The sequence below is a fragment of the Candidatus Solirubrobacter pratensis genome, assembly GCF_000425945.1.
GTDB classification, from domain to species: Bacteria; Actinomycetota; Thermoleophilia; order Solirubrobacterales; family Solirubrobacteraceae; genus Solirubrobacter; species Solirubrobacter pratensis.
In genome coordinates this window covers 570,854-582,849 of the sequence record NZ_AUEK01000003.1, presented here as the reverse complement: position 1 = coordinate 582,849, position 11,996 = coordinate 570,854, and the positions used below count along the sequence as shown (strand labels likewise).

The following is an 11,996-nucleotide window of genomic DNA, read 5'->3' as shown; positions in this document are numbered from 1 at the left end:
ATGAGCGATGAGTTCCAGGCCCCGGTCTGGTCTCAACAGGCAAATGACGAACCGGAGGATCGAGATGACCGCGAACGAGCAAGGGCAGCGCCGGCTCGCCCTCTACGTGCTGTGCGCCGGAATGCTGATGATCGTGCTCGACGCGACCGTCACGAACGTGGCGCTGCCGTCGATCCAGGACGACCTCGGCTTCTCGTCCTCCAGCCTCGCGTGGGTCGTGAACGCGTACATGATCGCGTTCGGCGGCCTGCTGCTGCTCGCCGGCCGGCTCGGCGACCTGATCTCCCGCAAGCGCGTCTTCCTCGCCGGCCTCGGGGTCTTCGTCGCTGCATCGCTGCTGTGCGGCGCGTCGCAGAGCCAGGAGATGCTCGTGGCGGCGCGCTTCCTCCAGGGCGCCGGCGGCGCGCTGACCTCGGCCGTGATCCTCGGGATGATCGTGACGATGTTCCCCGAGCCGCGCGAGATGGCGAAGGCGATCGGCGTCTACGCGTTCGTCGCCTCGGCCGGCGGCGCGGTCGGCCTGCTCGCCGGCGGCGTGCTCACGCAGGCCATCAACTGGCACTGGATCTTCTTCATCAACGTCCCGATCGGGATCGCCACCGCGATCCTGGCCTCGCGGCTGATCGACCACGACAAGGGCATCGGCCTCTCCCGCGGCGCAGACCTCCCGGGCGCGGCGCTCGTCACGAGCGCGCTGATGCTGGCCGTCTACACGATCGTCAAGCCGGCCGCCGAGAACGGCTGGGGCGACGCCGGGACGCTGTCGCTCGGCGCGATCGCCCTGGCACTGCTGACCGCCTTCGTCGTCCGCGAGGCGACGGCGGCCAACCCGCTCATGCCGCTGCGCGTCTTCCGCTCGCGCAATGTCACGGGCGCCAACCTGGTGCAGGTCCTGTCCGTCGCCGGGATGTTCGGCACGTTCTTCCTCGGCGCCCTCTACGTGCAGCGCATCCTCGGCTACGACGCGCTCGAGACCGGGCTCGCGTTCCTGCCGGTGACGTTGATCATGGGCACGCTGTCGGTCCGCTACAGCGAGCCGCTGATCACGCGCTTCGGCGCGCGCAACACGCTCCTCCCGGGCCTCGTCCTGATCGCGGCGGCGCTGGTCCTGTTCGCGCAGGCGCCGGTCGACGGCAGCTACGCGACGCACGTGCTGCCGGTGATGGTCCTGCTCGGCACGGGCGCCGGCCTCTGCTTCCCGGCGCTGATGGGCCTCGCGATGTCGGCCGCGACGCCCGAGGATGCGGGCCTGACGTCCGGCCTGATCAACACGACGGCGCAGGTCGGCGGGGCGCTCGGCCTGGCGGTGCTGGCGACGCTCTCCTCGTCTCGCGCCGGCTCGCACCCCACGCCGGCGTCGCTCACCGGCGGCTACCACCTCGCGTTCTACGTCGCCGCCGCGCTCACCGTCGCCGCGATCGGCGTCGCGCTGACGGTGCTGCGGCAGCCCAAGGCCGCCGAGGCGCCGCACGGCGCCGGCGAGCCCGTCCTGACGCACGCCTGATCTGCCGCCGGCCACCGCGCCCCAGGTAGGGTTCGCGCATGACCGCCGTCGGGCTCGAGCTGGCGCGCGAATGGCACGACGCGATCGGCCAGCGCGTGGCCTACGCGCCCGACGGCAGCGCGTGGGCCTGCTCGTCCCGGCAGGAGCTGCGCCTGTTCGAGGACGATGCGCTCGTCGCGGCCGAGGGCGTCGCGGGCGAGATCCTCGGCGAGCTGACGTTCTCCTCCGACGGCGCCCGCGTGCTCGTCGCCCCGCTCGCCTACGACCGCGGCGCGCGCGCCTGGGCTCCGCGGCCGCCCGTCGCCGAGACGCTCGCGACCGGCCTGCCGAGCGAGGCCGCCGAGGGCTTCATGGCGAGCGCCGGCGCCTGGGCGCCTGACGGCAGCGCGCTCGCGCTCTACGGCGAGTACCGCCCGCCGCGCGGGACCTCCGCCGGCGCCGGCTGGAGCGGCCCGCCGGCCCGCCTGGTGCTGCTCGACGGCGACGCGCCGCTCGTGATCTGGGAGGGCACGCGCTCGGAGCCGAGGACGGCGATCGTCGTCGGCGACGCGCTCGTCGCCTCCGGGGGGCGCGCGATCGACGTGCGCGACCGCGCGTCCGGCCGCCCGCTCGCGGTGCTCGCCGCGTTCGCCACCGTCGCCCGCACGCTGCGGCTCGACGGCGCGCACTTGGCGGCCGGCTCCGCGGACGGCACCGTCGCCGTCTGGGACTCCGGCACGTGGGAGGAGGTCGCGCGCTGGCTCGCGCACGAGGGCGAGGCGGCCGGGCTCGCGTGGCACCCCGGCGGCGAGGCGCTCGCGACCGGCGGCGAGGACGGCCTCGTGCGCCTGTGGTCGCTCGCCGGCGACCTGCTCGGTCAGCTCGACGCCGGCGCGCCCGTCACCGGCCTGGCCTTCCACCCCTCCGGCAAGCGCCTGCTGGCCGCGCGCGCCGGGCCGGCCGGCGGCGTGGCAGCCCTAGAGCTGGTCGCGTAGCTCGACCCAGTCGTGGTGGACGAACGCCGTCCCGGGACGGTGCTCGATCGCGTACCAGTCGCCCGACGTGCCGATCAGGCTCACGCGCGCCCCCCGCGGCAGCAGGTCGAGCGAGTCCGCGCCGACGTCGGGGCGCCGGCGCACGTGCAGGCTCGAGGCGGTGACCGCGCCGCGGCGGGTGATCGGCTCGACCCGGAAGTCGTTGACGCCGTCGCCGTCGAGGTCGACGTTGTTCGGGGGCGCCGCCGGACCGCCCACCGGAGGGGTCGCCGCCGGCCCGCGCACGCCGATCGCGATCTCCACGTCGGCCTGCGTCGACATGCCGCCGAGCAGCCCGTCGATGCCGAGCGCGGGCGGGAATCCGGGGTTGCCGCCGACGACCGCGCGCAGGAAGTCGCGGCAGGTCGCGTCCGGCGCGCCGCGGGCGGCGCCGAGGAGCGAGAGCTTCAGCTGCCCGGGCGTGGCGCGCGGCGCGTCGGCGACCGGAATCAGCTCGCCGAGCTTCGCGCCCAGCAGCGGGATGTCGACGAAGCCCTTGGCGGTGTTGCACGTGAACGCCGCACCGCCGAGCTGGGCGAGGAACGCCGCCTTCTTGGTCGCGTCGTCGTGCAGCCAGCGCTGGAGGATCACGAGCGGGATGCGCGGTTGCGTCGCCCACAGGTCGGTCGGCGTGACGCCGTTGAAGATCGTCGCCACCTGCGCCGCGGGAACGCTCGCGAGCGCGCCGACGCGGCACTGCTCGGCGTGCTTGAGCTCGCTCAGGTCGCCCGCGCAGTTGCCGAGCCGGCGGATCAGCTCGCCGTTGTCGGAGTTGGCGCCGACGATCGTGTAGAGCGTGCGGATGATGCGGGCGTCCCAGTCGGGCGTAGGCGCCTCGGTCGCCAGCCGGTTGCGCATCGCGTCCAGCGCCGACGTGCCCGGCGGCGAGGCGGCGCGGTCCGCCGCCCACACCTCCAGCACCGCGCGCAGCGCGCCCTGCGGCTCGGTGCCGCCGCGGATGTAGTCGATCTTGGGCGCCGTCAGCATCGGATCCGCGCCGCCGGCCGCGACGATGTCGAGGTTGCCGGACGGGTCCATCAGCCCGACCTGCCCGAAGGAGGCGTTGGCGCCGCGCACGCTGACGTTGCTCGCGGCCGCGGCCTGGCCGAGGTAGGTGGCAAGGCTCGGCTCGGCGGAGATCGCGGCCTGGACCTGCGCCGCCGCCCTCCTCGGGTCGGGGTCCAGCGGCGCGTTGACCGAGTTGGACGCCGTCAGGCAGCCGTTGAGCACGATGCGGGCGCTGCCGTCGGTCGCCATGTGCGCCAGCAGCTCGTGCAGCAGCCTGTCCGTGTCCGCGGTCTGACCAGGCGCCGACGTGATGTCGTGACCGAGCTCCGCACGCTCGGGCGCCTCGCCGGCGTCCAGCGCGGTGGTGTCCATCGTGCCCGCCATCTGGATCACGTTGCTGTTGCCGTGTCCGGCGAACATCACCTGCGAGACCTGGTTGCCCTGGCCGTAGCGATGGGCGAGCGGCGAGAGCTCGGAGGAGATCTCGTCCAGCGTCTCCTTGCCCTCGATCAGCAGCGTCAGATGGCGCGCTTCGGTGATCACCGCGGTCAGGTTCGGATCGCGGTGGAAGGCGCCGTTGTGGTCGAAGTTGGAGTGCAGGATCAGGAACAGCGGCCGGTCCTTGGCCGTGTGGCGGCGGTTGAGCACGAGCGCGTCCAGCGCGGCCTTCTCGAAGCGGTGGAAGTTGCGGACGTCGGCCAGGCGGCTGCTGTAGGCGATCGGATCGGCGCCCTCGTTGCGCAGCGCCAGATAGGAGTCGATCTCGGCGCCGGGCGCCTCCAGCAGCGGGTGGCAGCGGCGGCAATAGGCGATGAAGTCGTCCAGGTGACCGGAGTCGACCAGGTCGCCGAGCGAGTCGGCATCGGTCTGCTTGAAGATCGTGTGGCTGACGCCCGGCCCCGGCATCGCCTCGAGCTTCCTCACCGCCTCGCCCAGCACCTGGGCGCGCGCGACGTCGGCGGTCGGCTGCACCTGGATCGTGACGTGCGACTGCGCGACCGCCTGGGCGTAGCTGCGCAGCTTCGCCCGCACGCTGAACGTCAGCCCCGTCGCGACCAGGTCGCGGACGGTCATCGTGCCGCAGCCGGCGAGCACCGGCCGGACGCCGCCGTCGTCCTCGCGCGCGAACTCCAGCAGCGCGCGGAGCTTGGCCTTGAACGCGGGCCCCAGCGTGGGCGTGGCGGCGGGCCGCCCCGGCTCGGCCGCCCAGTCGGCCTGGCCTTCGGCGAACCTCTCGAACTCCTCGAGCGTCATCGCCTCGAGCTCGGCCTGCGTGTGATGGACCGAGGCGACCGGCGGCGGCGCGACGGCGGGAGCGCCGCCGATGCGGGCCAGCATCGCGGTGACGGCGGAGTTGCCCGCCGCGCGCTGCAGCGCCAGCAGGCGGCCGACGGCCGGGGCGGCGGGAGCGGAGGGCGGCTTCGGCGCGCGCTCAGGCCCCGGCTGCGCTTCCCGCTGCTCACGCTCCGGCCGGGTCACGGCGCGACGCTACCGGAGTCCCGCGCGTACGGGCAAGCGCCATTCGTGAAGCCGTTCTGGCGCTGCGCCCCCTGAGCGGGTACTGGTTAAGCGATGAAGGTACTGATGCTCGGGGCGCCCGGGAGCGGGAAGGGCACGCAAGGCGCGCGGCTCGCCCGCGAGCTCGGCGTCGACCACATCTCCTCCGGCGACCTGCTGCGCGAGGCCGTGGCGGAGGACACGCCGCTCGGCCGCGAGGTCGCGTCGCACATGGACGCGGGCCGGCTCGCGCCGGACGAGCTGGTGACCGAGGCCGTCCTGCCGGTGCTCGGGCACCACGACGGCTACGTGCTCGACGGCTTCCCGCGCACGCTTCCGCAGGCCCGGCAGGTGGACTTCGACGCCGTCGTCCACCTCGACGTGCCCGAGACGGAGCTGGTGCGCCGGCTGCTCGGACGGGGGCGCGAAGACGACCGCGAGGACGTGATCGCCGAGCGCCTGCGCGAGTACCAGCGCGACACGCGCCCGCTCGTGGACCACTACCGCGACGTGCTGGTGGAGGTCGACGGCAACCGGCCGGAGGACGAGATCGCCGCCGAGCTGCGCGAGCGCGTGCACGACGCGTAGCGCAGCTCAGCGCATCGCCTCCAGCGCGGCGGCGACCGTCGGCCGCCGCGCCGCGCCGCGGCGGGCGAGCGCGAAGACGTGGCGGCGCGGGGCGTGCTCGAACTCGGTGAAGCGCACGCCGGGCGCGGGCGTGCACGCGAGCGCCGGGAGCAGCCCGATGCCGAGGCCGGCGGCGACGAGCGCGACGTGCACCGACGCCTCGTCGGCGCGGTGCGCGAACCGCGGCTGCAGGCCGGCCGCGCGGCAGGCCAGCTGGAGCGCGGCGGCGTACTGCGTGCCGGCGAGGCCGCCGATCCACGGCAGGGCGTCCAGGTCGGCCGGGGCCGGGCCGTCGGGGAGCACGAGCAGCAGCGGCTCGCTCAGCAGCGGGTGGCGCTCCAGCCCGCCGGCGGGCGCGTCGGCGACGCCGTCGTAGCTCTCGGAGACGAGCAGATCCAGCTCACCCGCGCGCAGCAGCGGGATCCCCTCCTCCGGCTCGTGCTCGCGAATCGTGCAGCCCAGCTCCGGGTGGCGGACGGCGAGCTGCCTGACGGCGGGCACGACGAGCGCCGTCGCGGCGCTCGGGAACGCCCCGATCACGAGCGCGCCCTTGACCGTCTCGTGCTCGGCGGCAAGCGCGGCCTCGGCGGCGTCGAGCTCCTGCAGGATCCGGTCCGCACGCCGCACGAGGGCACGCGCGGCCGGCGTCAGGCGGACGCGGCGGCCGTCGCGCTCGAGCAGGGCCACGCCGGCCTCGCGCTCGAGCTGGGCGAGCGACTGGGAGACCGCCGAGGGCGTGTAGCCGACCGTGCGGGCGACGGCGGCGATCGTCCCGCGGCGCGCAAGCTCGCTCAGGAGGCGGAGGCGCTTGACGTCGAGCATCAGCTGAGCTTACGCTCGGCGGTAGTCATCGGTGCTTGTGCTTGTGCTGTGCGCCCCGCACACTCGGCGCGTGTCCTCAGACCGCTACGAGCCGCTGCCCGGATTCGCCCAGCTCCCGGGCTGGCTCTGGCGCCGGACCGGGGTCGCGGTCCGGATCGCGGTGGGCGTGACGCTGGTGGCAGCGATCGCCGCGGCGGCGGTGCTGGCGCCCTCGATCAGCCACTCGCGCTCGGAGCGCTCGGCGCGCTCGGCGCGGATCGTCGCCGCGCAGCACGCGCGGATGATCCGCGAGCTGCAGGCCGAGCAGAGCCCGCGCAGCGGCCGCTCCCGTTCGGTGGCCCCGGCCGGCGCCTCTTCGCACGCCCGGCTCGACGCCCGCGCGGGGCTCATGTCCGACGTCTCCTCGGCGATCCTCACCGACGCCCGCCGGCGCGTGGCGGAGCGCCGCCTGCGCGGACCGATCCTGCGCGCCACCTGCGAGCGCTTCCCGCGCACCGTCGGCGGGACGCCGCCCGAGCGCGACCTCTCGCGGACCGACGGCCGCTACGCCTGCGTCGCCGTGGTCGCCGACATCCAGCGCAGCGCGGGCGGCGAGGCGGGCGCGATCGGCTATCCGTACCGCGCCCTCGTGCACTTCGACAGCGGGCGGTTCGCCTACTGCAAGATCTCCGGCCGCCCGGATCCGATCCCGGATCCCGCCGTCACGACGCCGCGCGCCTGCGGCGGCACGTGATCCCAGTGCGGACGTCCAGTTGGCGGCGAGCGCCGCTGCGCCTACTCTTCGCGGCACATGACCGGAATGGATATGGATGCCTGATCGCAGCCGCTGCCCCGACTGCAGGGAGCGAGTTTCGCCCTACGCGGCCGGCTGCGCGATCTGCGGCGCCGATCTCGACACGCGCCGCTGGGACTCGGGGCCGGGCGCGCTGAACCGCGCCGGATCGTTTCTCGCCGCGCTCAGCTTCGGGGCCGGCTATCGCCTTCCGCTCGCCGTCTTCGTCGCGGTGCTGCTCTTCGGCGGCTCCTGGCTCGCCGGCCTGTTCGGCTAGCGGCCGAGCTACGCCGCCGAGTCCGCGTCCGGCTTGCGCGGGCCTGCCGTCGCATCCTTGAGGTCGGGCTCGGCATCCGCGGGGATCGGCGGCCGGGCGTCGGTCGTCGCGTCGGCCGCGTCGCCGGCCTCGAGGTCGATCCCCTCCGAGGTGGCGGGCTCGTCGCTGCCCGTCGTGCGCCCGAGCGCGGCGCTCTTGAGCTCGGGATCGGTGCCGAGCTTCTCCTCGGGCGCATCCGATCCCCCCAGCCCGGCGGGGACGACGCCCTCCGCCGCGGCCTGGACCCACTCGCCCTTCTCCCGGGCCTCGGCGTCGCCCGGTGTCGTCCCGCCGCGCTGCTCGCTCGGGTCGACCCGCTCGTCGTCGTCCATGGACGACTGTCTACCCGCGCTGGGCCGTCAGCAGGCGGGGGCCCGCCGCGGGCTTTGCCTGCTGCGGCGAGACCTCCTCCACGACGGGAACCACGAAGGAGTGGTCGGTGGACGGGCGGCGGCTGGAGGTGGCGAGGACGGTCATGGCTGGCTCTCTGTCTGCGTGGCGGCTTTGGAGGAGCTGCGGTGTACTGGAAACGTTCTCGCAGCCGGGGCCGCGATGGCACACGGCTGGCTGGCGTCTCGCGCGGACTCAACCCGCGTTTCGAGGTCGGGGTTCCACCCGGCGACCGGGGGTTGGCCGTACCTGCAGGTGCGGAGCGGTCAGCGCCTGCGGCGCGCGGTGTAGCGCTTGCCCGCGCGAACGATCGCCGTCCTGCGCCTGACGAGGTCGCGGACGCTCACGGCGCCCTTGGCCACGAGCGTGAGCGTGGCGCCGCAGCTGTCCTGCGTGAGCCAGCGCGTGCCGCGCACGGTCGCGGAGCTGTACTGCCCGCGGGTCCGGAAGGCGCCGGAGCCGTCGCCCCACAGCTTGCGCGACCTCTTCTTCGCGGCCGCCGCAGAGCCGCGGCCGCGGCGCGGGCAGCTGAGCTTCTCGGTCAGCGTGAGCGTCGCGAGCGGCTTGGAGCCCTTCGTCTGCGTGAGCGTGAAGAGCCCGTCGTAGAAGTCGGCCGAGGCGGTCCTGCCCTTGCCCTGCGCGGCGGTGATCGTGATGCGCCCGGCGCGCGTGTCGATCGAGGCGCCGACGGGGATCTGCGCGGCGGCGGTCAGCGGCGTGTAGCGGGTGCCGCGCGGCAGCTTGATCAGCACCTTGCCGGAGACGGGCGTGACGTTGACCGTCTTGCCGGCGACGGGCGCAGGCAATGGCGGAACCGGCGTCGGGGCGGGCGGCGGCGGAGGCGCGGGGTTCAACAGCGCGCTGAACGTCTCGTTCGTGATCTCCGACACGGCGAGGTCCGGGCGTCCGTCGCCGTCGAAGTCCGCGGCGGCGATGCCGTTCTGCGCGCCGGCGAGCGGGATCGCGGGGTCGCGCGTGAAGCCGCCGGCGGCGTTGCGGCGGAGCACGTCGACCGCGCCGCTGTTCGCGGCGACGGCGAGATCCGGCCGGCCGTCGCGGTCGAGATCCGCGGCGGTGATGCCGACAGGACCGGCGCTGACGGCGATCGGCGAGCCCGCCTCTTCGGCGAAGCCGCTGTTCTGCGCGTTGCGCAGCAGGATCGACACGGTGCCGGAGCCGTAGTCGGTCGTCGCGAGGTCGGCGCGGCCGTCGCCGTTGAAGTCGGCCGTGGCAATGCCGCCGGGGCGCTGGCCCACCGGGACCTGCGGCTCGGCGGCGAACCCGCCGGCCGGCACGCGGATCAGGACGGACACGCTGTTGCTGCCGACGTTGATCAGCGCGATGTCGGTCAGCCCGTCGCCATTGAAGTCGGCCGCCGTGTTGACCGAGGGCTGGGTCCCGGTCGCGATGTCCGGCTGTGGCGCGAACCCGGTGCCCGTGTTCAGCAGGACCGCGGCCTGGCCGGCGTTGTAGAGCGACACCGCGAGGTCCGTGAGGCCCTGGCCGTCGAAGTCGCCCGCGACGATCGCCTGCGGGTTGCCCGGGATTGAGATCGTCTGCCCGCTCGCGAACCCGCCGCCGGGCTGCCGCAGGAGCACCGAGACGCTGCTGGAGCTGTAGTTGGCCACCGCGAGGTCGAGTAGGCCGTCGCCGTTGTAGTCGCCGACCGCAGCGCCGCCCGGCCCCGAGCCGACCGCGAACGGCGAGCCGGCCTCCTCCGCGAACCCGCCGCCCGGCTGCCTCAGGAACACCGAGACCGTGCTCGGCGTGCCGTTGACCGTCGCCACGTCGGGCGCGGACGTGTTTGCGGCCCGCGCGGCCTCGGTACGCCCTTCGCACATCACCAACGGCGCTCCGGCGCCGGAAGGATGCGGGATGGCCGCTTCGAATCGGTACGCCGGCGGGCCGTCGCCCAGCGGACTGGCCGACGTGCTCGATCTGATCCTCGACAAAGGCCTCGTCATCGACGCCTACGTCCGCCTGTCGCTGGTCGGCATCGAGATCCTGACCGTCGACGCCCGCATCGTCGTGGCCAGCGTGGACACCTACCTCCGCTTCGCCGAGGCCGTCGGCCGGCTCGATCTGGAGGCCGCGAAGGAGACGCCGCTCGAGCTCAAGCGCACCGCGAAGTCGCGTATGAAAAGAGCCGCCGCCGGAGGCGCGGTGGACGCCGTCACAGACGAGATCGCCGACGCCATCCCCGACGACTGATCACTTACCGTTAACCGAGCGGACCATCATGGGTAACGGTGACCCATGTCCGATTTCGTAGGAGAAGCGGTGACGCAGCGCCTCGCGGGCGACGAGCCGTCGCGGCTGCGCGCATTGGGCGCCGCCATCATCATCGGCGCCGGCGCCGCGGTGCTCGCCTACCGCCTCCTGCGGTCAGGCGGCGGCTCGGACGACGGCTAGCGGCGAGCGCCGCGCTTGACGCGTCCCTTGGCCGACCGGCCGGCGCCGCGCCCCCGTGCGGCCTTGCCCTTGGCGGCGGTGGATCGCTTGCCGGTCAGCTTGCCGAACGCCTCGAGGACGCGGCCGGCGAGGGTATCGACGGCGCCCGCGGCGCGATCGCGTCGTGACGACCTCATTGGATCGATCCTTTCTGGGGCTTTGGCGTCATTCACTCGGCGCGAGCGGGCTCGCGCTCCTGCAGCTTGAGGTCGTCCTCGGCGCCCGGCACACCGGTCTCGATCTGGCGCGCCCGCTCGGTCTCGGCATTGAACTCCGCGCCGAGCAGGATCGCCATGTTCGTGACCCACAGCCAGACGAGGAACACGACCACCCCGCCGAGGGTTCCGTACGTCTTGTCATATGACCCGAAGTTGGCCACATAGAGCGCCAGGGCGATCGAGGCCAGGACCCACAACGCGAGCGCGAGCAGCGCTCCGCCCGTGACCCACCGGACGCCGCTGACGCGCGCATTCGGCGACGTGTAATAGAGCGCGCCGAAGATCACCAGCACGAGGATCACCATGGCCGGCCACTTGGCGAGCCGCCACGCCGTCAGCGCCATGTCGCTGATGCCGAGCGAGGCGCCGAGCGCGCCGACGATCGGCCCGCTGAGCACGAGCGCCAGGGCGACCAGCGAGGCCAGCACGATCAGCACGAAGGTGACGACGACCTGCAGCGGCTTGAGCTTCCAGAACGGCCGTCCCTCGTCGACCTCGTAGATGGTGTTGGACGCGTCGGCGAACGCGCTCACGTAGCCCGATGCCGCCCACAGCGCCGACAGCACGCCGACGACGAACATCACCCCGGCGGTGCCGCGGTTGGCGGTGATGGACTCGATCGGCCCCTGGAAGGTCTTGGCGGCGGACGCGGGGCCGAGCTGTGAGACGGTGTCGGTGAGGACCTTGGTGACACGCTCCGGGCTCGCGAACAGCCCGACGAGCGAGACCAGGACGAGCAGCGCGGGAAACAGCGAGAGCACCGCGTAGTAGGTCAGGGCGGCGCCCCAGTGGTTGAGCTTGTCGTGCTTGAACTCGACCGCGGTACGGGCGAGCGTGCCCTTCCACGTGCTCCGCGGCAGGGCGATGGGGCTGGTGAGGGCGCCTCTATGGGGCATTGGGGCCGCACCTTCACTTTCAGGTCGTTGCCCTGCTCTTCCCACCGTGAGCCGGCTTCGAAACCACCGCGGGTCAATGCACTTTGACAGTGACCGGCGGAGCTGTCAGTACGTGTTGACGTGTGCCACGCCGAATTCCGGGGATCCGTTTCGAGCGCACTTTCCGCGGGGACGCTGATCTCGCCATTCGCTCTCGGAAAAGGGGAAGACCGTGATCGGAGCGATCGTTCTAGGAATCGTGGCCGGGTACCTCGGCAGGTTGCTGATGCCCGGCCGCGACAAGATGGGGTTCATCGCCACCATGCTGCTCGGGCTCGCCGGTGCCGTCATCGGCTTCCTGGTGTTCACCGAGTTGCTCGGCATCGGCGACGACCGCATGTTCGACCTCGGTGGACTGCTGGGCGCGATCATCGGCGTGATGATCCTGCTCGCCCTCTACCGCGTCGCGCTCAAGGACAAGCGGCACCCGCTCGCGCGCTGAC

Annotated in this window: 15 protein-coding genes; 8 read left to right on the top strand and 7 right to left on the bottom strand. The window is 73.5% G+C overall.

Translation table 11 applies throughout. From position 1 onward, the window contains the following. The first annotated feature begins 64 nt into the window (after positions 1 to 64). A complete protein-coding gene (locus H958_RS0103035; protein WP_037409147.1) occupies positions 65 to 1,504 on the top strand; it encodes a DHA2 family efflux MFS transporter permease subunit in 1,440 nt (479 codons plus the stop codon). A 38-nt stretch (positions 1,505 to 1,542) separates the two neighbouring features. Then, entirely contained in the window at positions 1,543 to 2,478 is a 936-nt protein-coding gene (locus H958_RS34610; protein ID WP_037408866.1) for a WD40 repeat domain-containing protein, read from the top strand. Here the strand turns inward: H958_RS34610 and H958_RS0103025 are convergent. Next, complete coding sequence (locus H958_RS0103025; RefSeq protein WP_028057569.1) at positions 2,461 to 5,004, bottom strand: SH3 domain-containing protein; 2,544 nt, start codon at positions 5,002 to 5,004, stop codon at positions 2,461 to 2,463. The two genes, H958_RS34610 and H958_RS0103025, sit on opposite strands and share 18 nt — an antisense overlap. Positions 5,005 to 5,097: 93 nt before the next feature. On the opposite strand from H958_RS0103025, the gene H958_RS34605 reads away from it, so the two are divergent. Beyond that, positions 5,098 to 5,610: an adenylate kinase family protein gene (locus H958_RS34605; protein ID WP_037408865.1), complete on the top strand. Its 513-nt coding sequence runs from the start codon at positions 5,098 to 5,100 to the stop codon at positions 5,608 to 5,610. A 6-nt stretch (positions 5,611 to 5,616) separates the two neighbouring features. On the opposite strand, the gene H958_RS0103010 is transcribed toward H958_RS34605, so the two are convergent. Continuing rightward, positions 5,617 to 6,471: a LysR family transcriptional regulator gene (locus tag H958_RS0103010; protein WP_028057568.1), complete on the bottom strand. Its 855-nt coding sequence runs from the start codon at positions 6,469 to 6,471 to the stop codon at positions 5,617 to 5,619. A gap of 70 nt (positions 6,472 to 6,541) precedes the next feature. Here H958_RS0103010 and H958_RS0103005 point away from each other — a divergent pair, with 70 nt between their 5' ends. Next, a complete protein-coding gene (locus tag H958_RS0103005) occupies positions 6,542 to 7,204 on the top strand; it encodes a hypothetical protein (protein ID WP_028057567.1) in 663 nt (220 codons plus the stop codon). Between the two features lie 76 nt (positions 7,205 to 7,280). After that, entirely contained in the window at positions 7,281 to 7,520 is a 240-nt protein-coding gene (locus H958_RS0103000) for a hypothetical protein (RefSeq protein WP_028057566.1), read from the top strand. An 8-nt stretch (positions 7,521 to 7,528) separates the two neighbouring features. On the opposite strand, the gene H958_RS0102995 is transcribed toward H958_RS0103000, so the two are convergent. The 3 genes from H958_RS0102995 to H958_RS42660 form a co-directional block, all read right to left on the bottom strand. After that, on the bottom strand, positions 7,529 to 7,891 hold the full coding sequence (locus H958_RS0102995) for a hypothetical protein (RefSeq protein WP_028057565.1): 363 nt from the start codon (positions 7,889 to 7,891) through the stop codon (positions 7,529 to 7,531). A 10-nt stretch (positions 7,892 to 7,901) separates the two neighbouring features. Further along, positions 7,902 to 8,036: a hypothetical protein gene (locus H958_RS48650; protein WP_255325389.1), complete on the bottom strand. Its 135-nt coding sequence runs from the start codon at positions 8,034 to 8,036 to the stop codon at positions 7,902 to 7,904. A gap of 179 nt (positions 8,037 to 8,215) precedes the next feature. After that, positions 8,216 to 9,736 (bottom strand): FG-GAP repeat domain-containing protein, encoded by a 1,521-nt coding sequence (locus H958_RS42660; protein WP_196807174.1) that lies wholly within the window; start codon positions 9,734 to 9,736, stop codon positions 8,216 to 8,218. Between the two features lie 88 nt (positions 9,737 to 9,824). Here H958_RS42660 and gvpJ point away from each other — a divergent pair, with 88 nt between their 5' ends. Further along, complete coding sequence (gene gvpJ / locus H958_RS0102980) at positions 9,825 to 10,160, top strand: gas vesicle protein GvpJ (RefSeq protein ID WP_028057564.1); 336 nt, start codon at positions 9,825 to 9,827, stop codon at positions 10,158 to 10,160. 45 nt (positions 10,161 to 10,205) lie between these two features. After that, positions 10,206 to 10,361, top strand: a complete 156-nt coding sequence (locus H958_RS45835; RefSeq protein WP_156027640.1) for a hypothetical protein — start codon at positions 10,206 to 10,208, stop codon at positions 10,359 to 10,361. On the opposite strand, the gene H958_RS34595 is transcribed toward H958_RS45835, so the two are convergent. Continuing rightward, entirely contained in the window at positions 10,358 to 10,537 is a 180-nt protein-coding gene (locus H958_RS34595; protein WP_037408863.1) for a CsbD family protein, read from the bottom strand. The two genes, H958_RS45835 and H958_RS34595, sit on opposite strands and share 4 nt — an antisense overlap. Positions 10,538 to 10,569: 32 nt before the next feature. Further along, positions 10,570 to 11,514 carry a YihY/virulence factor BrkB family protein gene (locus H958_RS34590; RefSeq protein ID WP_051323736.1) on the bottom strand — a complete coding sequence of 315 codons (945 nt, stop codon included), beginning with the start codon at positions 11,512 to 11,514 and terminating at the stop codon, positions 10,570 to 10,572. Positions 11,515 to 11,725: 211 nt separating this feature from the next. Between H958_RS34590 and H958_RS0102960 the strand changes: the two genes are divergently transcribed. Further along, entirely contained in the window at positions 11,726 to 11,995 is a 270-nt protein-coding gene (locus tag H958_RS0102960; RefSeq protein WP_028057563.1) for a GlsB/YeaQ/YmgE family stress response membrane protein, read from the top strand. Position 11,996 lies beyond the last annotated feature (1 nt).